Below are 22,332 nucleotides of genomic sequence, written 5' to 3'. Positions count from 1 at the left end.
CTTTATAGGTACTCAAAACAAAAATCAGATATACTAAACGATTTTGCAACATTTATATATATAAATTATCCAATGCCCGATAAAAAACTATTCCTTCTTGATGCCATGGCTCTTATTTACAGGGCGCATTTTGCATTTCTGAAAGCACCAAGAATCACTTCTAAAGGCTTAAACACCAGTTGTGTATTTGGTTTTGCTAATGCTTTACTGGAGGTTATCCAGAAAGAAAAACCTACGCATCTGGGTGTTGCTTTTGACCTCCCTGGGGGAACATTCAGAAATACCATGTTTCCTGAATATAAAGCTAACAGACAGGAACAACCCGAAGATATTACGATAGCCATTCCGTATGTGAAGAAACTGGTTGAAGCAATGGATATCCCACTTCTGATGTTGCCCGGCTATGAAGCCGATGATGTTATTGGGACGTTGGCAAAAAAAGCAGCAAAAGAAGGATTTGAGGTATTTATGATGACCCCTGATAAGGATTACGGCCAGTTAGTTGAAGAGCACGTGTACCTTTACAAACCAGCCATAGGTGGCAAAGAAGTAGAGGTGATGGGCGTAAACGAGGTATGTAGCCGATGGGGTATAAAACGTGTTGAACAAGTGGTAGACTTGCTGGGCTTAATGGGCGATGCCGTTGATAACATACCGGGCTTGCCGGGTGTGGGTGAAAAAACCGCAGCGAAACTGATTGCTGAATATGATTCGGTTGAAAACCTTTTGGCTAATAGTGATAAACTCACAGGCAAATTGGGTGAAACTGTCCGAAATAATAAGGAAAAAGCACTGTTATCGAAAGAGTTGGCTAAGATTGAGCTAAACGTGCCTATTGAGTTTGAAGCCGACCGACTGAAAATAATGCCCCCTCATGTTGATTTACTTTCAGCACTGTTAGATGAACTTGAGTTCAGAACTCTGAGGAAAAGACTTTTACCGGCCGAATTGGTCACAAGTGAAACACAAACAACCAAAACACCTCAGGAAGGTGTTGTGGCTGCGCCTGCCCGAAAGTCAGCTATTGGAGCCAAAGCAGGACAACAAATATCAATGTTTGAGGCAGATACTACTTCAAATACTAATCTTTCTGTCGAAATGGAAGATGAGGAAAGGCTAGGCGGGTATTTTACTTCTTCAAAAGATACCATTGATTCGTATGTTCATGAGTACCATCTTATCAATACGCCCGAACTAAGAAAAAGCCTTATCTATTACTTATCACAACAGGATGAGTTCTGCTTCGATACCGAAACTACCTCTGTTGATGCCATCGATGCCGAAATTGTGGGTATGTCGTTTGCTTATCACAAAGGAGAAGCCTATTATGTGCCCTTCCCCGAAAATCAGCAGGAGGCGCAGGCAATCATTGATGAATTTAAAGAGGTTTTTGAAAATGAATCAATCATGAAAATAGGGCAGAATATAAAGTATGACCTCATGATTCTTCAGAATTACGGTATCGAAGTAAAAGGTAAACTCTATGATACCATGCTGGCGCATTATATTATTGAGCCGGAGCAACGCCATGGGATGGATTATCTGGCAAATGTGTATCTGAACTACGAGCCTGTTTCTATTGAGACCCTCATTGGTAAAAAAGGGAAGTCTCAGCTTACCATGCGTGAAGTGACTGTCGAGAAAGTTAAAGAATATGCCGCAGAAGATGCAGACATAACTTTTCAGCTTAAAACTGTTTTGCAACCTAAACTTACGTCTGTTAGCCAGCAGGAAAAGCTGTTCAGAGAGGTCGAAATGCCATTAGTAAACGTACTGGCCGATATGGAAATGGCAGGAGTGAAGGTTAGTACAAATACACTGCACGAGATGTCGAGCGTACTCGATAATGATATACAAGAGATTCAGCGGAATATCTTTACACTAGCAGGCGGAGAGTTTAATGTTTCGTCGCCCAAGCAACTTGGAGAAATCCTGTTTGAAAGACTAAAACTTGATAAAAACGCAAAAAAAACAAAAACAGGCCAGTATGCCACAGGTGAAGATGTATTGTCAAAACTTGAAAGCGAACACGAGATTGTAAGAAAAATACTAGATTTCAGAGAACTGGTAAAATTAAAAAGCACATACGTTGATGCCTTGCCAGCCTTGATTTCACCACGTACGGGTCGGATTCATACTTCCTATAATCAGGCAGTGGCAGCAACCGGAAGGTTGAGTTCAACAAATCCGAATTTACAGAATATTCCTATCCGTACCGCTCGTGGACGCGAAATCCGAAAAGCGTTTATTCCAAGAGATGAGAATTTCGTTATTTTATCGGCCGACTACTCTCAGATTGAACTCAGAATTATGGCTGCTTTTAGCGAAGACGAAAGTATGCTAAATGCCTTTAATCAAGGTATTGATATTCACTCAACCACTGCTTCAAAGGTTTTCAAGGTTTCACTCGATCAGGTTACCTCAGACATGAGACGCAAAGCTAAAATGGTAAATTTCGGTATTATCTACGGTATTTCAGCTTTTGGTCTTGCCCAAAGGCTTAGTATTCCTCGTGGAGAAGCAAAAGAAATCATTGATGCTTATTGGGTAGAGTTTCCTCGGATAAAGACTTTCATGGATTCGGCTATTAACAAAGCGCGCGAACTGAAATATGTTGAAACTATTCTGGGTCGTAGACGCTATTTAAGAGACATTAACTCACAAAATATGGTTGATAGAGGCTTTGCTGAACGTAACGCAATTAATGCGCCTATTCAGGGTTCCGCTGCTGACATGATTAAAGTGGCCATGATTAACATTCATGATTTTCTGAAGAAAGAAAAACTACAATCGAAAATGATATTACAAGTGCATGATGAGTTGGTGTTTGATGCTCACCATAGCGAAGTTGAGTATCTTAAACAAAAGGTTGATGAACTTATGTGTACGGCTATACCGTTACCAGTTAAGATGGAAACAGGAATGGGCGTAGGTAATAACTGGCTGGAAGCACATTAATGTAGAGTATTAGTTTTTTATTGATTTAGCCGTTTAAAGTGTAAACTGAGCATTGGTCGTGTATGAAGGTAAGTATAATTATTTTGGCAGCAGGTGAAGCCTCCCGAATGGGAGTACCGAAGCAATTATTGCATATTGAGGGTAAATCGTTAATCAAGCGCATGGCCGAAATGGCAATGGATACCCCTTGCTATCCGATTGTGGTGGTATTGGGAGCTAACAGGTCAATAATAAGAAAAGAACTTGACCGAATGCCGGTTACTGTTATCGACAACACAATGTGGGAAAAAGGGATGTCGAGTTCCATTAAAATGGGTTTAGTAGGGGCTTACATGACCCTGAAAGAAGTGGAGGCGGCTATTTTTCTGACAGTTGATATGCCCATGGTTTCAGTTGATTTGATACAACAAATGATACAGAAAGCTGAAGAAACAAAAGAAGGCGAAGAAGCTCCTTTAATTGTTGCATGTAAGTACGAAAATCAGTTAGGTATTCCGGTGCTTTTTAAAAGAGAACTCTTTAATGAATTGCTTGAACTAACAGGCGACAATGGCGCAAAAAAAGTATTGAAGGCTCATCCTGACAAAACGGCTGTTATTGATTTTCCTCAAGGAAAAATAGACCTAGACACGATGGATGAGTTTAGAAAATTTATTTCAAATTATAATCTGAATTGATGAAAGCTGTTGGATATTATCTTTCATTACCTTTTTTGTACTTTATTTCGATTTTGCCGTTACCGGTTCTTTATGCGCTATCTGATTTTCTGTACGTTATAATATACTACGTAATTGGCTACCGCAAAGCTGTGGTACGGCTAAATATTAAAAATAGTTTTCCTGAAAAAACTCAAGAAGAACGACTAAAAATTGAAAGGGATTTTTATAAATATATTGTCGATTTTTTTCTCGAAATGTTTAAATGCCTGACAATTCCTAAAGAAAAACTGCTTGAAAGAATATCGTTAGGTAACAAGGAAATTATTGAGGAGTTATACAAAAAAGGCGAAAACATTATTATTACCACAGGTCATTACGGAAACCATGAATGGGTGAATCAGGTGTTGCCTTATCTGTTGCCTTATAAAATTAAAACCATATACCGCACCCAGCATAACCCTTTTTTCGACCGTTTGTTTATGGGTTTCCGTTCAAAATATGGAACCGAAATGATTGCCATGAACGATAGCTATAAAGAAATGAGGAAAAAAGATGCCGACCCTTTTGTACTGATTGTGGCTAACGACCAGTCGGCTGTGCCTGATAAAGCCTTCTGGACTACTTTTCTAAATCAGGAAACTTCATTCTTTACTGGTACTGAAGTCTTTGCCCATAAGTTTAATATTCCGGTTGTTTTTGTTTGTATTACCAGACCAAGCCGAGGGAGGTATCATGCTATTTTTGAAATGATAACCGAACATCCTCAGGAATTTCCGAAAGGAAAAATTCTAGAGATGCACGCACAAAAACTAGAGAAGTATATCCGTCAGGACCCTGCTCCGTGGATGTGGTCACATAAACGCTGGAAATACAAAAAAATTAACGGTAAATATGTTGATGTAAATTACAAGCATGAAAACTAAGTTCCTGATTCTACGTTTTTCGTCAATCGGCGATATTATCCTTACTACTCCAGTTGTAAGGTGTCTGAAATTACAATATCCAGAAGCCGAAGTGCATTTTGCAACAAAAAAACAGTTCAGGGTAATACTTGAAAATAACCCGTATATCGATAAAGTTCATCTTCTGGAGGGTACACTAAGCCAGTTTATTCATACTTTGCAGGCCGAAAACTTTACTTATGTAATTGATTTGCACCATAACCTCAGGACCTCAATAATTAAACTAAGGCTTGGTAAAAAAGCATATAGTTTTGATAAACTGAATTTTAAAAAATGGCTGCTGGTAAACCTCAAAATCAATCGTTTACCTGCCATTCATATAGTTGACCGCAACTTGAAAACCGTTGAATTGCTTGGGGTAGTGAACGATGGCAAGGGGCTTGATTATTTTATTCCTACTAAAGACGAACTCTCACTTGACAACATTCTGGCACCTAACCAGCCTTATGTTGCTTATGCTATCGGTGGGCAACATTTTACTAAAAAATTACCTGTCAGCAGAATTATTGAGCTATGTAAGAAAATCGATAAAAAAATTATTCTACTCGGCGGAAAAGAAGACGAAGAAACTGGTAACACAGTACTGAAAGCTCTTGGTGATAAAATTTATAACGCCTGTGGTAGATATAATCTTAATCAGTCGGCTTCTATTTTAAAACAAGCAGAATATGTCATAAGCCATGATACGGGCCTTATGCATATTGCTGCTGCCTTAAAAAAGAAAGTTATTTCAATTTGGGGAAATACTGTGCCCGAATTTGGCATGTATCCATACATGACCGAGTATAAAGTTATTGAAAATAAAAATCTTTCCTGTCGGCCATGTTCAAAAATCGGTTATGATAAATGTCCTAAGGGGCATTTCAAATGTATGAACGATTTAGTACTTGATGATATTAAGTTCTGACCTAACCTCAATAGCTTATTAACTGGTTAATTTGTGCATATTGCAGTAGCATAATTGTTTTGCCGTCTTTTATTTCGCCATTATTTATCATCTCTAATGTTTGGGCAAAGTCAAGCTCTAGCACTTCAATATCTTCTTCGTCGGCTACGCCGCCACCATCAGTTATTTTTTGTTCTCTTGTATATTCAGCAACAAAAAAATAGAGTATTTCCGTAACAGACCCCGGCGACATATAGGCTTCATACACCTTTTTAACATCATTTATTTTATAACCGGTTTCTTCTTCAGTTTCTCTTCTGATACAATTTTCGGCATCATCTTTATCAAGTAGTCCGGCACAAGCCTCAATAAGCATACCTGTTTTGTTGCCGTTAAGATACGTAGGCATACGAAACTGCCTTGTGAGAATAACTTTTCTGGTTTCTTTGTTATAAAGCAATATTACGGCCCCATTGCCACGGTCGTATGCTTCTCTGCTTTGTTTTTGCCATTCTCCGTTTTTCTTTTGCCATTCAAAACTAACTTTGCGTAATACATACCAATTATCAGACAAGATTTCTGTATTCACATTTTTAACCCGCGTATTCATTTTGATTGTTTTTGAATTATTTTGATTATTTTTGAACAAAATTATAAAATTATCATGAACTTCCAAGCCAGAAAAAAAATAATACTTGAAAAAATTGAAACCAATGGAACAGTTGATGTAAAAGAACTGGCAGTTTTATTAAATACATCGGAAATTACTGTCAGGAGAGATTTGGCAAACATGGCCGAAAAAGGACTGTTGTTTCGAACGCATGGCGGTGCTATGAAACTAAGTTTAAGCTATGACCCTGTTGATTTCGTCAATAAATCGGCTATCAGAGGCGAACAGAAAGACTATATATGCCAGATGGCAGCTTCGTTTATTAAAGAGGGTGATGTTGTTTTTCTTGATTGCGGAAGTACTGTTTTCAGAATATGCCCATTTATCAGAAATATGCGTATTAAAGTTGTTACTAATTCAATTCCAATTGTGAATGCTTTACTAAACTCTTCGGTCAGCCTGAATTTTGCTGGTGGAGAAATTGATATGGACAGGCAGGCAAGTCATGGAACAATTGCTGTTGAACATTTTATGCGTTATAGAGCCAACAAAGCCTTTTTAGGAGTAGATGGTATTTCACTGGCAAATGGTCTGAGTGCTTCAAGTGAAAAAGAAGCAGAGATTTCGACAGTATTGGCAAAATATGCCCAAGAAACTTTTCTACTTTGTGATTCCAGTAAATTTGAGAAAGATAAATATTTCCCTTTTGCCTCTATCAATATGGCTGATTATCTCATAACAGATAAAGAGGCAGATTTGGTTTTACTTGAAAAGTACGAATCTTGTGGCATAAAAATAATAAAATAGCCTCAAGGAAATTGTATTTTTCTCTTAAGGCTATCAGAAATTTTACAAATTCTATTATATATATCTTAGCAATCTATTTTCGCGGTGGGCTGCTTTGTAGCGACTATACCAGACACATAGAGGGTAAAGTGAAAGAACTACCACAAGCCATATTAAATAAACTACGGGTAATTCGAAACCATTAGGTGTTAGGGGTCTGCCAAGTTGAAAAATCCCGAAAACAAAGTCTTTCGTCGTAAATCCTTGAGCAAATAATAAAAGAAACATCAAGGAGTGAAGAATATACCAGTGAAGTAGGTAATAAAACAAAGGTACTTTTCCATAAACCGAGAAAAAACTAATGAACTTATTCTGAGCACCATCAACGAGCCTAAGTATAATAAAACTAACCCCTAAAGTAGCCAAAGTATATAGCAATGAAGGTGGATACTTGGTTACATTCATAAACGATAGAAAAGTATACATACTATTCTTTTGTGCCGACCACGGAATGGGGTCGCCATAGATATTGATAAAGCGTATAACGACAAATAGTGCAAGTGCCGACAGCCCAAGTGTAAGAAAAACGCTTTTACGTTTTTCAGGGGCTGAGGTGAAAATATCTCCTAAACCATAGCCAAGTAGCATAATCCCAAGCCACGGTATAGGCGGATAACCTATAACAAAGGCATTAGTAGGGGTAATCTGGAAAAAAGCAAAACTGAATAAAGGAGCAAAATAGCTATAAGGGGGTGTATTAAACGGTAACAAGGCCAAGAGGTTATGTCCAAATATAATAACTAGACCAATAGCCAGAATTACTCGGTTAGGAAGTTTTATGAGTAAAGCAAGAATGATAAAGCTGAATCCAATTGCGGCTATAACCTGAAAGAAAAGTGTTCGGAATTTCAGGTCGAACCATAGGGCAAAGGTAATAATGGTAAATTCGAGTAGAACAAGCCAGATACCACGGCTTAATAAGAAATTTCTGTTTTCTTTGACAGAGCTATTTCTGCCTGATAGATAAGCCGATACACCTGACAAAAAAACAAAAGTAGGAGCGCATAAATGGGTTATCCATCGTGTAAAAAAAAGAATAGGGGTTGTGGTAGCCAAATTAGCGGGGTCTTGACCCTGAGAGGCAATATGAAACATATCGCGGGTGTGGTCAAGTGCCATAATAACCATAACTAGGCCACGTACAAAATCAACGGAGTTAATTCGTTTCATTAGGTTTATAGAAGAAAAGTAGTAGCTAATAATATTTTTTCAATTTCGTAAGTAAATCATTATAAATCAAGTATTTATAGTTTTTTTGTTCTTAATAAACAAAATCTTCCTGAAAGTTTGAGAAAAACATTCAGGAGGATTAGTAATGAGAATACCTCTTTATTTTACTACCGGAAAAGCTACTACTCTGAGTTTGCTGCATCCATAAGGAATTAAAGTAATAGGCACTTCTTTACTATCTACTTCGCCCAGATAAATGCCGTCACGTGGGGTAACAGGCTGGCGAGCAACGCCTTCAATTAATTGCCAGCTTGGAATTTTCTTGCCTACTGTTTTTATTTCAATAGGTGCGTTTGTACTGTTCCACACAAATGCCTCTGACTTGGGCTTTATAACTACCGAAGTATTTTGTAAGGGTTTTTGTATAACTGAACGAGGTAAGCCATAATTCCAGTCACTTTTTGGCTGAATATCATAGTAAATTCCCTCTTCCTTTATTTCTTTTTTTGTCCATTCTTCATCAATTTTCAAGGCATATACTAAGGGGCCGCGTTCGATAGCTCTTGAGTTTTTCGCCCAGTTCGATGTAGTTACTTCCATCGGTAATTGTAGGGTAAGTTTATCTCCATTGTGCCAGATTCTTTTCATGCTAAGTATTGTTCCTGCTTTGCAACTCTGGAACTTCTGCCCATTTAATAACACTGTAGCTTCCTTGCACCATGCCGGAATACGTATTTCAAAGGGGAAATCAACACTTTTAGGGGTAGAAATAGTAAAATTAATCTGGTCTTCAAACGGGTAATTTGTTTCTTCCTGAATTGTTACTTCTGTACCAGAGCCTACTTTAGCTGTTACGGTGCTTGGTGCAAGTAGTAAGGCGGCTAGCCCCTTTTCAGGTGTAGCGTACCACGTGTGCGTAGCAAATTTCGTCCAACCCTGATGCATATTTGCTGTGCAACAGGTGTATCCGGCATAAGGGCCAAAGACATTGCACATACCACGTTGAAAAGGGAGTGAGAAATCAAATACTCCCCGACTTACCTGCACCTGATTGGCTATCTGAAAATATTGTCTTGAATTGTAATCATCGGTTGTTTGTGTAGGTAAAGCATTGTACGTAATACGTTCCAGCGCGTCCATATAAGTCTGGTCACCAGTAATGCTTATCATTTGTTCTAACGAAAACATGGTTTCAACAATCGAACAAAGTTCAATTCCTTGAGTCGGGTCATTGCCGTGGAGGTCTTCATCGCCCGAGAACATACCATGCGGCAAACCATGCAGCGTCATCAGGTCAGTCCAGCCTGTTTTCAAGCTACCGATTAATGCGGGGTTTTTCTTGAACTGATAATAAATGGCCGGAAGTTTGATACCCATGCCCACATTTACGGCATGGCGTTCCATCCATTTTTCGGCAGTCTGATTAGCCGCCGACTGCATAACCCAGTTTCTTTTGCCGAGAAGGTCAGTCCACGGCGTGGTTTGCTTATAAATAGTTTCCCCTAAGTCTAATAAAAACTTATCGCCCGTAATGTTGTATAACCAATATACCGACATGAGATTATCACCGCCGCGGGCTTCTGCCCATTCTGTCCACTTAACAAGTGGGCAATTTTTAAGATTCTGATATTGATATTTAAAGTAATTAGTTAGACATTTAATTACCCGAGGGTCTTTAGAGGCAGTGTAGTATTGTTGAAGAACCTTTATCATAACCATTTTAGGCCACCAGTCATCTCCTTGTGAACAATCAGATAAAACCTTTCCTTCTCTTTCGGCTTTAGTAATGCCACCTATATAGCCGTTAGGTCTTTGGTTGTCAATGACCCAGTTAACATATTTCAGAACTTTGGTTTTTAATGTGGCATCATCGAGCAGATAAGCCAACGGTACTGCACCATCTAGCCAGTAGGGTGTTTCTTCCCATGCGTCACCCTTGCCACCTAACCAGCCATTATCATTCTGTATTTTTGGGTAGTACTCATCAAGGTGTCCGGTAGTTCCATCGCGCATGATGCTTAATTGTTTATGAAGCCAGCCAGTTGGTTTAATACTTCCTAAAGGAAGTTCAATGTATTGAAGTGGAGCAAGAGGAGCTTTATTAGAAATATAATAAGAATTTTGTGCTAAAACCTGCTGGCAGCAAAAACAAGCCACTAGCAGGATAAAAGTTCTTTTTATCATGACAGGTATAATTATAGGATTGAATAAGGTAAAATTAATAGATTTTCTCTATTGAGTTATTCTTTTAACTTTAGAAAAATCGAGATATTTATATTTACCTACGATACTTCTTTGTAAAGTTAACTCATAAATACCACCATTGTAAGGTGCTTTGGTCTTAATGGTTTCAATCTTTACAGATGGAATAGATTTTTGAGCTTTTTCTTGAAACAATTCGTGCAACACACGGCCATTCATTGAAGCCGGAATCGGTAATTGATGCAAGTAAAGTACAGTAGGGGAAATGTCTACATTTGAAGTGGGTAAGTTACTTTCGCTGGATTTTTTAAAACTTGGCCCTGAGGCAAGTAAAGCAATATGAACTTCATAAGGGCTCAGGCTTCCATGTCCGGCCACACCTTTATTAAAACTAGTACCAGCATAGCCTTTGTCATTCGGTTGGTCGTCCCAATTATAATCAACCAGAATATCGGCTGTTCTTGTGGCATGGTTCCAATGGATGGCGTCAAACGAAATTGTACCATTAATAAAGCCAGTATTGTCACCGGCTTTAGCTGCTTTGGTGTAGATACCTCCAACCCATTCCTGTGATTGAAGTTTGCTCACAATCTGTTGAATTTTGGCTTTATCATGATTCTGCACATAAATGGCTCCTTCGGCTACTACAACATCTTCACTTTCTTTATTTTGCTTCAATCCTTCCTGAATCAGAAATTCGGTTACATTTGTTTTTCCTACAAAAGTAGCAAATCCATGGTCGGCCGATATAATAATATTAAAGTTATGAGTCAAATTTTTTTGTGTAATATCAGCCAGAATCCGTCCGAATTGTTCATCAACTATTCTGATTGATTCCATGGCTATATCAGACCCGATACCAAATGTATGGGCTGCGCCGTCGGGGTCAGAAAACCAGATAGCACTAACCAGAGGGCCATCCATCGTGATACCATATTTTAATAAAGCATCTGTAATCCATTTGTGTTGTAAACCATTGGGTCGTGGTTTGGTGCTTGCCGGAATAGGGCCAATTTCTTTCAGAACCTTTTCTTTCAGCGTTTCAGGCAAAATCATACTGGTATTGATAATGGCTCCCGAACCTACTTTATGATTCTGCAATAGTGCCTGACCAGAAGAGCCAGAACTAAAAACCATCATTTTTTTTCCTGCTTTCTCCAGTACTTCTCCGAGTGAAGTTGTTGTTAGTAAATGCCCGCCTTCTGAGGCATCAATTTTGATTAATTCTTCAGCTTCGCCAGTGTTTAAGCCCTTTTTCTTATCAACTTTAGGGAAATAAACTGTATTACCCATTAATCCATGTGTTTTAGGATAACTGCCCGTTGAATAAGATGATGAGTTGACTCTTGTAACAGTAGGGAATACACTGTGGTGTTGTTTGCCGTAAATTCCTGTTTTGCTAAAGGCATAAAGGTTAGGCATATTTTCGGGAGTGATATAATCTGGGCGGAGACCATCAAAAAAGACAATCAGAGTTCTTAAATCAGTTGTTTTCTGGGCATTTCCGGCAGTACATAATAAGGCAAACAAGCAAATAATAAGGTACTTTGGTAGGGTAGGTTTCATAGAATAGATGTATTTTGCAAATTAGGTCGAAATTTTAGGAAACTTACAATATTTCTATTGAAAAGACTTAATAACTTATTATAATCTTCAATACGGCTTTGATAAACGTACTGACTACTGATTATACATTAATTATTTGCTACCTTATTTCTTCAAAATCTCCAAGCCCCTCTCTGATTACTTCAAAATCATCATCAATAGCCAGTACAACCGTAGAGGGAGTAATTCCGCACCAGCCCCCATCAATAATAATATCAGCTTTATCTTTATTTTGTTCGTAAATAACCTCAATCTCATTTGGATATTCTACAATGTCGCCTATATCATCTTTTACCGACGTAGTAATAATCGGATTTCCCAATGCTTCTATGATTCTCTGAGGAATTTCATGGTCAGGCACTCTTATTCCAATCGTTTTACGGTTGGTTTGTAATATTTTGGGTAAGTCTGCCGTAGCTGGTAAAATAAAGGTAAATGGCCCAGGCAAAGCTCTTTTTAACAAACGAAAAGCCGTGTTTGATACTTTTGCATAAGTAGATATATTGCTCAGGTCATGGCATACAATCGAAAAATTATTCTGCTGCGGCTTTATTCCTTTAATTTTGCATAACTTTTCAACAGCTTTAGTGTTGTAGATGTCACACCCCATCGAATATACGGTATCGGTAGGGTAAATAATAATTCCGCCTTCTTTGAGACAATCTACAATACGATGAATTTTTCTTTCATCAGGGCTACTCGGAAATATTTCTATGACTTCAGCAGACATTTTCTTTGGTAATTGAATGGAAAATTTATTACTAACTCTTGATGAAACAAAAAGGTTCAAAGTAAAGTTTACTTTGAACCTTTTACAAAACCTGATTTACGACAGGTTATTTGCTTTTTTTATCTTTTTTCACTTTGGAGGCTTGTGCATCAAGAGGTTTGGTAGTGTTCATTTCGAAGTAGTCGACTGTTAAACCTGCCAACGATTTCATACCAAGCGTAAAACCTGACTCATCTATATAAAAATCAGGAGTATGGTGCGGAGCGGGGTCGGTTTTCCCTTTAGGTTTTCCACCTAAAAAGAAAAATAAACCCGGTACTTTTTGTTGGAAAAAGCTAAAGTCTTCAGCACCTGTTTGAAGTGGCTGAATAACAACGTTGCCCTTTCCTGCAATGGTTTCAAGTGTTCCTATCATTTTCTCGGTCAGGGTAGGGTCATTGTAGGTAACAGGATACCCCGTATCGATGGTAACTTCGGCCGAAGCACCTGCACTTTCAGCAATATTTTTTGCCACTTCATTAATACGGCGGTGAACTAATTCACGTTGTTTGGTCTCGAACGTGCGAATGGTTCCAATCATTTCGAGCGACTCTGGTATGATATTCTGACGAATACCTCCATGAATAGCACCTACTGTAACAATTGCAGGGTTTTCGGTTATGTTTACGTTGCGGCTCACAATGGTTTGTAAACCAAGTACAATTTGTGAAGCCGTTACGATAGGGTCAATGCCTGACCACGGATTAGCTCCATGGGTTTGTTTACCTTTTATTTTAATACCCAACTGGTCAACAGCAGCCATTGTTGGGCCTGAGCGGTACCCAATTTTACCTACTTCTGTAACAGAACTGATATGTAAACCAAAAATAGCATCTACTTTCGGGTTTTCCATTACGCCTTCCATTACCATTAATTCGGCTCCTGATTTACCATTCTTTAGTAATTTTGGGTCATAAACACCTTCTTCGGCAGGCTGAAAAATAAATTTTACAGTGCCGGCAAGGTCGTTTTTCATGGAAGCGAGAATTTCAGCCACCCCCATCAGCATTGCCACGTGCGAGTCGTGTCCGCAAGCGTGCATAACCCCCGTCTTTTGTCCGTTGTATTCGGTTGTAACTTTCGATTTAAAAGGTACATCTACGCGTTCCGTTACAGGCAAACCATCCATATCGGCACGTAATGCAACTACTGGTCCGGGTTTTCCACCCTTTAAAATACCAACAACACCTGTTACACCAACTTTTTCCTGCACTTCAATACCTAAAGACCTGAGGTGGTCTGCTACAATTTTAGAAGTACGAAATTCAAGATTCCCTAATTCAGGATGTTCATGAAAATCACGTCGCCATGAAATTACTTTTTGTTCCAGACCATCAGCAGCACTGTTAATTTTAGGCTTTAAAGCTGACTGGCCTATGGCAAAACCAGAAGATACTGATAGTAAAATGGTTAATAGTTTGCGCATTGGTGAAATTAATTTAGGAATAGTTTTAAATGCAATAATGAGTAAATGAATAGTCAATAATACTAAGTTACCGACATAAATTTAATTATACAAGCTATTTTATGGCATTGTAGGCATCAATCATTCTATCTGTTGACAGAATATCAGCCCCATTATTGACAAAATCTTTATAAAGGTTATCGCCTTTAGCGGCAGCCATTTTATCAAGGTTACCTAATGTACCCAGAATAGTACAGATACCCTTTTGATGTAAAAAATCGCAGAACTCTTTATTTGGCTCACGTGTACCAATGAAAGCTACCATATTTTTGTCAGGTATTCCGGCATGATGGTGTCTGTCATATTCTTTCAGGTCTCTGATGGTAACCGAAATCATCAACGTTGGGTCAAGTTCATATACTTTTTTTGCCTGATTTACATCATATGTAATAATTACGCAATAGTCTTCGGCATGAAGTTTTTTTACCATTGCCACCACTTTTTCATAAGGCGTATTACGTTTTACATCTAGCGTATAGATTACTTTATTTTTTCCCCATTTGATTACTTCTTCTAATGTTGGAATTCTGAATGTTGTTAAAGTGCCAGCATTATCTTTCAGTCTTACATCTTTGAAATCGTTCCAGTTCTGGCTTATAATTTTGCCTTTTCCGGTAGTAGTACGGTCTAAGGTGTTATCGTGCATCATCATTAGCACACTGTCTTTGGTAATTTCAATATCACATTCAATGATAGTTGGTATTTTGCTGGCTAAATATTGAAAAGACTCAATACAGTTTTCTGGATACCCCGGTATATCTCCACCACCTCTGTGTGAAGATATCATAGGTTTAAAACCAGAATGATACGTCAAGAACTTAGCTAAACCCTGTTTGGGCACTGGAATATAAGTACTTGATGGAACTGGCCTGCAAGCTACTACTAAAACCAGTAGAACTGAATAAATAATTTTCATTGGTATAGATTGATAAAGTAATTGTTTCACATAAACAGGACAAGAGACGTCTGTTTGGTTTTTTGCTGATACAGATTCATGATTTCTTTGGCAGCAACGAGCCCTTTTTCCCCATAAACCATAATACATACCGTTCCACCACTACCTCCACCTGTAATCTTGGCTCCGTAAACGCTCGATTTAGTCCCTAAACTATGCGCTAGGTCAACAATCATGTCGGTATGTTCATTACCCAGACCACAATCGCTGTAACTCTGGTGCGACTGGTACATGAGTTCACCCATAAGGGGCAATACTTCTTCATGATTGGCCGGTGTAAGCATTTTTAACATTTCAGTAAAAAGCCTGACCCGATAGTTCTCATAAATAGGGTGTTGCGTACTTGATTTTATATTGTAATACGTGCCAGCTTTAACATTAGCTAAGGGGTCGATAACAATGCCATAATCGTTAAGGAAATCTTTTCCATACATTGACCTAAGGCTTTGTGCATATTTTGACTCATACTGTGAAGGCGAAATATTACTCAAAAAACCAGAAAAGGGAAGTAAATGTGGCTCATTAAGCGCAAGGTCTTTTCTTGATACGCCTTGTTTCTGGGCAATAATTGAGAAGCCCATCGAAGCGGCTGTCCGTACTTCTCCATACGAAGCACCACTAACAGCGTGCCTTATGCCGCTATCAATACCAATAAAATAAAGATTATCTGGTATTTTTATACCTGAAAAAATTTTGTCAGGTTGACACAAAATAGGGAGTAAATAATTGGGCTTCCCGAAATACGAGGCCAATTGGTCCATCAAGCCACATGGCGCACCAACTACCAGATTTTCGGCTTTTTGTGCCAAAGTAGGAAGAAGTGTACCTGTAAATTCAATAGAAAACAATTCAGCAAGAGCTTTTAGCGTAGCTACTTCAATTGCAGCAGAAGACGAAACGCCTTTTCCAGCAGGTACTTCTGAACTTATCAAGATGTCAAGCCCGCTGGCCTTAATGCTTTTTTCGTTAAGCAGTACTAAAAAACAGCCGATAATGTAAGAGGCCCAGTCACCACCCTGCAACTGTTTTATATAAGTATTGGCATCATTATAATTACGTGGCAAGTCGGCCAAATCAATAAATAATTCATTATTAGTCTGAATATCAAGACTTTTAATGTGTAATTGATTATAGCCTCTATGCCCAATGGTTACGGTTGCTTTTTCTTTGATAGGCATTTGTAAAACCAGTGAGCCTGAATAATCTGCAATTCCTCCCATTACATCTAATCTTCCGGTTGCACTTGCCTGTATTAAGGTTTGATTGTCACCAAAGAAATTTCGAAGTAGGGGGGAACTATTAGAATTGATTTGCATAGAAGAAAACAAAAATAAAGAGATGCAATATACTCACATCTCTTTGATACTATTGCTAATTTATAATTTTTCAATAATAATTGCACTGGCACCACCGCCACCATTACAAATGGCTGCCAGCCCTAAACGTGCATTTTTTTTATGGAGAACATTAATTAATGTTGTAACGATTCTGGCCCCAGAGCAACCAAGCGGATGCCCAAGTGAAACAGCTCCTCCAAAAATATTTACCTGCTCAAAAGATATTCCTAGCTCTTTGCAGAAAACCATCGGAACCACCGAAAAAGCCTCATTAACTTCAAAATAATCAATGTCTGTAACAGTCAAGCCTGCACGTTTTAATGCTTTTTGTGCGGCATAAACCGGAGCTGTGGTAAACCATTCCGGTTCGTGTTCGGCATCGGCATAAGCAAGAATTCTGGCTATTGGTTTTAATCCTAGTTTTTGGCTGGCTTCGGCAGAACTTAAAACCAAAGCTGCTGCTCCATCGTTTATGGTAGAAGCATTGGCTGCTGTAACGGTCCCTTCTTTTGAAAAAACTGGTTTCAAAGTCGGGATTTTCTCGAAGTTAACATTTTTGAACTCTTCATCCTGAGCAATTATCTTGCTGTTGCCTTTTTTGTCAACTACCTCAACACCAACTACTTCTGAATCGAAAAAGCCATTTTCCCATGCCTCAGCCGATCTTTTATATGAGCGTATAGCATATTCATCCTGTTCTTGTCTGCTTATTCCATATTTGGTTGCAGTTGCATCACCAAAACAGCCCATTGCCATTGGCTGGTAGGCATCTGTAAGGCCGTCTTTGGCCAAACCATCAATCAGAACGCTATTGCCATATCCATAGCCATATCGTGCCTTTTCCAGATAAAACGGAATCATCGACATATTCTCCATGCCTCCGGCTACAACAACCTCATTTTCGCCTAATTCAATTGACTGGCTGCCGAAAATAATTGATTTCATGCCCGAAGCACACACTTTATTTATGGTTGTGGTGTTGGTTTTAACAGATAAGCCACCATAGAGTGCCGCTTGTCTTGCCGGAGCCTGCCCGATATTTGCCTGACAAACATTGCCAAAAAATAATTCATCAACGGCATCAGAACTGATATTTGCTCTTTCGACTGCTGCTTTGATAGCTGTGGCTCCAAGTTTTGGAGCTGCAATTGTTGACAACGCACCACCGAAACTTCCGATTGGCGTTCTTACAGCAGAAATGATATAAGCCTTTTCCATGATTGTGAATTTAATAAAACTGTTATAGGGTTTGTATAACAGTTAAACAATAAATTAAGCCAGTTAATTTCACCAGCTTTTCTTTTTATGACCAATAGTGGCATAATAAAGAATAAACAAGTAAAGTGGTATTAAAATAGCATAAGCTATTTGCGGCCCCATGTATTTTTTATCAGGGTCTTTGAAGGCATCTGCCAAAGCTCCGTAAGCTAGAGGTATAATTGCTCCACCGGCAATCATCATTACTAATAATGCAGATGCAATCTTTGTGTGTTTTCCCAAGTTATCGATGGCAAGAGGCCATATAGCAGGCCACATAATGGCATTTGCCAGCCCTAAAACAGCAATACAAATAACAGAATAGATGCCCGGAGTAACTAAGGCCAAAATAGATACGATAATGCCTAATATTGCCGATAATTTAAGCCATGTTTGTTGTGAAACAAATTTAGGAATCAGAAAAATACCCAGAATATACCCCAGCATCATTGCCCATAAAGTATAAGTTCCAAAATCTTTTGCGTTTTCAAAACCTAGTGAGCTACCATAATTAATAATAGTATCACCAGCAACTACCTCAACGCCTACATAGCAAAACAAGGCTATTAAACCTAAAACAAGATGCGGAAAGGCAAACACGCTTTCCTCTTTATTTTTTGTATTTACTTCAGAACCTTCTTGTTCTTCGCTTACCTCTGGTAAGCCTTTTGTTAACTGTATTAATACGGCTAGGATTATCAGCACACCTGTAAGAATAAGGTAAGGTACCACTACTTTATCAAGTTGATGTGCCGTTGGTGTGGCTGCAACTGCGGCACTTCCGCCAGCTAATAAAATACCTCCGAATACCTTTTGGCTGATAATACCGGCTGTTTTATTGGCAATACCCATAAAACTAATTCTTTGTGCAGCACTTTCTCTTGGGCCAAGTATAGTTGCGTAAGGATTTGAGGCCGTTTGCAGGAGTGTAAGGCCAATACCAATTGTAAAAAGACCTGCAAGAAACAAAGGATATGATTCCATTTTTGCAGCCGGTACAAAAATTAAGGTTCCAATGGCCATTATTCCTAAACCTAACGACATCCCTTTTTTGAAGCCAACCTTTTTTAGAACAAAAGATGAAGGAATTGCCATAATTGTATAGGAAATAAAAAAGGCAAATGTAACCAGATAAGAACTCGTATCACTTAGATTGAAAGCCTTCTTAAAAAAAGAGATGAGGGTTCCGTTTACCCATGTTACAAATCCGAATACAAAAAACAGGATTCCAATCAGAAAAAGTGGCCCCATGTAATTCTTATTATTTTGCTCCATAATGTTAGGTATTAAAAAAGTATGATGTATTGTTTAGGTTATTATTTAGTGTTAATATTCGTCATTTAAAGCAAACACTCGCTTGTTTGTACGCCATTTTCCGCGGGTAAAATCAGGAATTTCAACAGGTGAACTTCCTCTGGCAATTGAGAGTTCAGACAATGGGCTGATAGCACTCCATGCTGCGGCATCATATACATCAATAGGTGGTGCCACTTTAGCTTTAATCGACTCAATAAAGGCTCTTATAACAAAGAAATCCATACCACCATGGCCTGCATTTACTGCATCTTGCTCAAATCTTTTCCAGAGCGGATGGTCATATTCTTTCTGATAATCGGCAAATGGCTCCCAAGTATCATGTTTTTTCGATGTACCTTCGATATATATCTGATTTCCATCGTTCATCCAGATGCCATTGGTTCCTTGCGCCCTGAAACCCAGCGAGTAAGGGCGTGGGCTGCTTGTATCATGAATAATCACAATATTTTCACCATTAGCGCACTGAATAGTAGTAGTAACAATATCGCCTAATTTAAATTTTACTTTTGCATTCGGGTGGTTTTCACCTCCGTTGGCCACAATATAGTTGTGTAACCCGCGCGATTTCGTAGCCATTGAAGTCAGGTATAAAAACTGATTTCCGCGGTTAATATCCATCCAATGAGCAACGGGCCCTAAACCATGTGTCGGGTATAAATCGCCGTTTCTGTCAACAGAGTGTTGAGTACGCCAACGTGCTTCGCTGAAACCCTTTTCGCCAAATTCAACTCCTTTGCCATAAGCGGCCTTACCATCGTTCAGTTTTACAAATCTTAAATCATGCTGATACCCACAATGGCCGTAAGTCATTTCTCCGAACATTCCTTTGCGAACCATATTCAGCACAGCCATTATATCACGTCTGTAACAAACATTTTCCAGAATCATACAATGCGAACCTGTTTGCTCATAAGTATTAACCAAATCCCATGATTCCTGCAACGTAACCGTAGCAGAAACCTCAACACCTGCATATTTACCGGCTTTCATGGCCGCAATGGCCATAGGTACGTGCCATTCCCACGGAGTAGCTATAACAATGCCGTCGAGGTCATCTCTTTTTACCATATTTTCAAAATCGCGTTCGCCTTTGGTATAAGCAACCGGATTGGCCTTGCCAAATTTCTGGAAAATCTTGTTAGCTTCAGCTATTGAGTTTGAATCGATGTCACAAATAGCAGGAACTTCCACGTCAGGTCTGTACATAACTTGCTGTAAGTGTGTTCTGCCTCTTAATCCGACCCCGATGAAACCCAGTCTTACCTTTTTATCGTCTTTAGGGTTACTTTTTGCAATAAATGGAATACTTGTAGTGGCCAAGCTGGTTGAAATAAAGTCGCGTCTGTTCATAGTATGGTTAAGAAGATTAGTTTGCAAAAAAATAGACTAATTATGCAATTTCAAAAGTTTAGGATATAAATATTATTTTATTAGCCATACAATCGTTTATTTTTGTATAGAAATCATAGCAGGGAATTTGATGAGTGACCAAAATAAAAAACCAGACTACAAAAAGTTTAGTATAGAAGAAATAGGTGAAAACCATTTTTCTTCTAATCCTGAAACTCCCATACGTAATGATGCCTTTGAACTAGACGATGAAACAAAAATTGAACAGATTGAAGCGCATTTCAGAGAAATTATGCACATACTTGGCCTTGACCTTCAGGATGAAAGCCTGAGAGGAACACCCCACAGGGTAGCAAAAATGTATGTGAAAGAAACATTTTCAGGGCTTAATCCTGAAAATAAACCTACTATGACGCTCTTTACTAACGACTACCACTATAATGAAATGCTCGTTGAGAAGAATATCCAGTTCTACTCTAATTGTGAGCATCATTTTGTACCTATTGTTGGAAAAGCCCACGTAGCGTATATTTCGAGTGGTAAAGTAATAGGGCTCTCGAAGTTGCATCGGATAGTGAATTACTATGCCCGCCGCCCTCAAGTTCAGGAAAGAATGACCATGCAGATTGGAAATGCACTTAAATCGGCATTATTGACCGAAGATGTAGCAGTAATTATTGATGCCGACCACCAATGTGTATCATCGAGGGGCGTAAGCGACCAAACCAGTTCGACCATTACGGCTTTTTATGGTGGCGTATTTAAAGAGGAAGAAAAGAAAAATGAATTTTTGAAAATGCTGAGCATTTAACTCCTTGATTTCGTAGTATCATAGCCGTTCAATAAATAAGTGATTTTTGAATTGTAGCTTACAAATGCATTATGTAATTTGCTAACAATTCACAATATATTTATTATCAGTTACTTACCTACTATTGAATCATGAAAAAACTCTACAAAACAGTGGGCTATGTAGTCCTGTTTATTATCGTTGCTGTGGGAATTTTACTACTATACGTAAAGTTAGCCTTGCCTGCCATTGATGTACCGAAAGACCTCCATGTAGAAGCTACCCCTACACGTATCGAACGCGGAAGGTATCTTGCTTATCATGTAACTGTTTGTATGGATTGCCACAGTGCCAGAGACTATAATTTATTTTCGGCCCCACTTGTTGAAGGTACCGACGGAAAAGGCGGTGAGGTGTTCGACCAGAAATTTGGTTTTCCGGGTAAATTTGTTGCCAGAAATATTACTCCTTTTAATCTGAAAAACTGGTCGGACGGCGAAATTTATCGTGCCATTACCTCTGGTGTTAAAAAAGATGGTAGCCCTATTTTTCCGGTTATGCCTTATGCTTATTACGGACAAATGGACAATGAGGATATTTACTCAATTATTGCTTTTTTACGCACATTAAAGCCTATCGACAGTACACCTGAAGACTCAAAAGCAGACTTTCCGATGAATTTCATCTTGCATACCATTCCGCAGAAACCTGCACCAACCCAAATGCCTGATGCCAGCAATGAAGTAGAATATGGTAAATACCTTACCTTTAGTGCAGGCTGTTTTGAATGCCACACGAAGGCTGACGATAAAGGGAAAAAACTTGCGGGGATGGATTTTGCCGGAGGTTGGGCATTTAATATAGGAGGCGGCAAAACTGTTACTGCGGCCAATATTACACCTGATAAAGAAACAGGTATTGGTAATTTTACAAGAGAGGCATTCATAGGGCGTTTTAAGGCTTATGCCGATAGCTCTTATAAAGCTCACACTGTTGGGAAAAATGAATTTAACACCATAATGCCATGGATGATGTATGCAGGTATGTCAGAAAAAGATTTAGGTGCAATATATGCGTACCTCAAAACAGTTAAACCAATTAAAAATTCTGTTGAAAAGTTTATTTATAAACCAGTAGCAAGTTTATAAGACCAGCTATTGTTAATTACATCAGAGTAGTTGCCAGGCAGCTACT

At 38.7% G+C, this 22,332-nt stretch carries 18 protein-coding genes; 7 read left to right on the top strand and 11 right to left on the bottom strand.

Annotated features, from left to right (window positions below; genetic code table 11):
• Positions 1–72 precede the first annotated feature (72 nt).
• The 4 genes from polA to WAA15_RS02095 all read left to right on the top strand — a co-directional run bounded on the left by polA (position 73) and on the right by WAA15_RS02095 (position 5,486).
• Positions 73–2,958 (top strand): DNA polymerase I, encoded by a 2,886-nt coding sequence (gene polA, locus WAA15_RS02110; protein WP_337040728.1) that lies wholly within the window; start codon positions 73–75, stop codon positions 2,956–2,958.
• Positions 2,959–3,020: 62 nt separating this feature from the next.
• Positions 3,021–3,635 carry a nucleotidyltransferase family protein gene (locus WAA15_RS02105; protein WP_337040727.1) on the top strand — a complete coding sequence of 205 codons (615 nt, stop codon included), beginning with the start codon at positions 3,021–3,023 and terminating at the stop codon, positions 3,633–3,635.
• Complete coding sequence (locus WAA15_RS02100; protein ID WP_337040726.1) at positions 3,635–4,540, top strand: lysophospholipid acyltransferase family protein; 906 nt, start codon at positions 3,635–3,637, stop codon at positions 4,538–4,540. The genes WAA15_RS02105 and WAA15_RS02100 overlap by 1 nt, the downstream gene beginning before the upstream one ends.
• Positions 4,530–5,486 carry a glycosyltransferase family 9 protein gene (locus WAA15_RS02095; protein WP_337040725.1) on the top strand — a complete coding sequence of 319 codons (957 nt, stop codon included), beginning with the start codon at positions 4,530–4,532 and terminating at the stop codon, positions 5,484–5,486. Before WAA15_RS02100 ends, WAA15_RS02095 begins: the two co-directional genes overlap by 11 nt.
• 7 nt (positions 5,487–5,493) lie before the next feature.
• On the opposite strand, the gene nudK is transcribed toward WAA15_RS02095, so the two are convergent.
• Positions 5,494–6,075, bottom strand: a complete 582-nt coding sequence (nudK, locus tag WAA15_RS02090; protein ID WP_337040724.1) for a GDP-mannose pyrophosphatase NudK — start codon at positions 6,073–6,075, stop codon at positions 5,494–5,496.
• 54 nt (positions 6,076–6,129) lie between these two features.
• Between nudK and WAA15_RS02085 the strand changes: the two genes are divergently transcribed.
• Entirely contained in the window at positions 6,130–6,882 is a 753-nt protein-coding gene (locus WAA15_RS02085; RefSeq protein WP_337040723.1) for a DeoR/GlpR family DNA-binding transcription regulator, read from the top strand.
• 54 nt (positions 6,883–6,936) lie between these two features.
• Here WAA15_RS02085 and WAA15_RS02080 read toward each other — a convergent pair whose 3' ends face one another.
• From WAA15_RS02080 to WAA15_RS02035, 10 genes are all read right to left on the bottom strand, one after another.
• Complete coding sequence (locus tag WAA15_RS02080; RefSeq protein WP_337040722.1) at positions 6,937–8,091, bottom strand: DUF1624 domain-containing protein; 1,155 nt, start codon at positions 8,089–8,091, stop codon at positions 6,937–6,939.
• Between the two features lie 159 nt (positions 8,092–8,250).
• A complete protein-coding gene (locus WAA15_RS02075; protein ID WP_337040721.1) occupies positions 8,251–10,275 on the bottom strand; it encodes a beta-L-arabinofuranosidase domain-containing protein in 2,025 nt (674 codons plus the stop codon).
• 48 nt (positions 10,276–10,323) lie between these two features.
• Complete coding sequence (locus WAA15_RS02070) at positions 10,324–11,859, bottom strand: alkaline phosphatase family protein (RefSeq protein WP_337040720.1); 1,536 nt, start codon at positions 11,857–11,859, stop codon at positions 10,324–10,326.
• Positions 11,860–11,998: 139 nt separating this feature from the next.
• Complete coding sequence (locus WAA15_RS02065) at positions 11,999–12,628, bottom strand: L-threonylcarbamoyladenylate synthase (protein ID WP_337040718.1); 630 nt, start codon at positions 12,626–12,628, stop codon at positions 11,999–12,001.
• 106 nt (positions 12,629–12,734) lie between these two features.
• Positions 12,735–14,093 (bottom strand): amidohydrolase, encoded by a 1,359-nt coding sequence (locus WAA15_RS02060; RefSeq protein ID WP_337040716.1) that lies wholly within the window; start codon positions 14,091–14,093, stop codon positions 12,735–12,737.
• A gap of 94 nt (positions 14,094–14,187) precedes the next feature.
• Positions 14,188–14,919 (bottom strand): glycerophosphodiester phosphodiesterase family protein, encoded by a 732-nt coding sequence (locus WAA15_RS02055; protein WP_337040715.1) that lies wholly within the window; start codon positions 14,917–14,919, stop codon positions 14,188–14,190.
• 155 nt (positions 14,920–15,074) lie between these two features.
• Complete coding sequence (locus WAA15_RS02050; RefSeq protein ID WP_337040714.1) at positions 15,075–16,403, bottom strand: galactokinase; 1,329 nt, start codon at positions 16,401–16,403, stop codon at positions 15,075–15,077.
• A 60-nt stretch (positions 16,404–16,463) separates the two neighbouring features.
• A complete protein-coding gene (locus tag WAA15_RS02045) occupies positions 16,464–17,642 on the bottom strand; it encodes a thiolase family protein (protein ID WP_337040713.1) in 1,179 nt (392 codons plus the stop codon).
• A gap of 69 nt (positions 17,643–17,711) precedes the next feature.
• Positions 17,712–18,956 (bottom strand): sugar MFS transporter, encoded by a 1,245-nt coding sequence (locus WAA15_RS02040; RefSeq protein WP_337040712.1) that lies wholly within the window; start codon positions 18,954–18,956, stop codon positions 17,712–17,714.
• Positions 18,957–19,007: 51 nt separating this feature from the next.
• Complete coding sequence (locus WAA15_RS02035) at positions 19,008–20,348, bottom strand: Gfo/Idh/MocA family protein (RefSeq protein WP_337040711.1); 1,341 nt, start codon at positions 20,346–20,348, stop codon at positions 19,008–19,010.
• Positions 20,349–20,478: 130 nt separating this feature from the next.
• Here WAA15_RS02035 and folE point away from each other — a divergent pair, with 130 nt between their 5' ends.
• Positions 20,479–21,159: a GTP cyclohydrolase I FolE gene (gene folE, locus WAA15_RS02030; RefSeq protein WP_337040710.1), complete on the top strand. Its 681-nt coding sequence runs from the start codon at positions 20,479–20,481 to the stop codon at positions 21,157–21,159.
• Between the two features lie 131 nt (positions 21,160–21,290).
• On the top strand, positions 21,291–22,286 hold the full coding sequence (locus WAA15_RS02025; RefSeq protein WP_337040709.1) for a c-type cytochrome: 996 nt from the start codon (positions 21,291–21,293) through the stop codon (positions 22,284–22,286).
• Positions 22,287–22,332 lie beyond the last annotated feature (46 nt).

Source organism: Emticicia sp. 17c (assembly GCF_037153985.1).
Taxonomy (GTDB): domain Bacteria; phylum Bacteroidota; class Bacteroidia; order Cytophagales; family Spirosomataceae; genus Emticicia.
The sequence above is the reverse complement of the archived record's forward strand: the minus strand, read 5'-3'. Positions and strand labels throughout refer to the sequence as shown.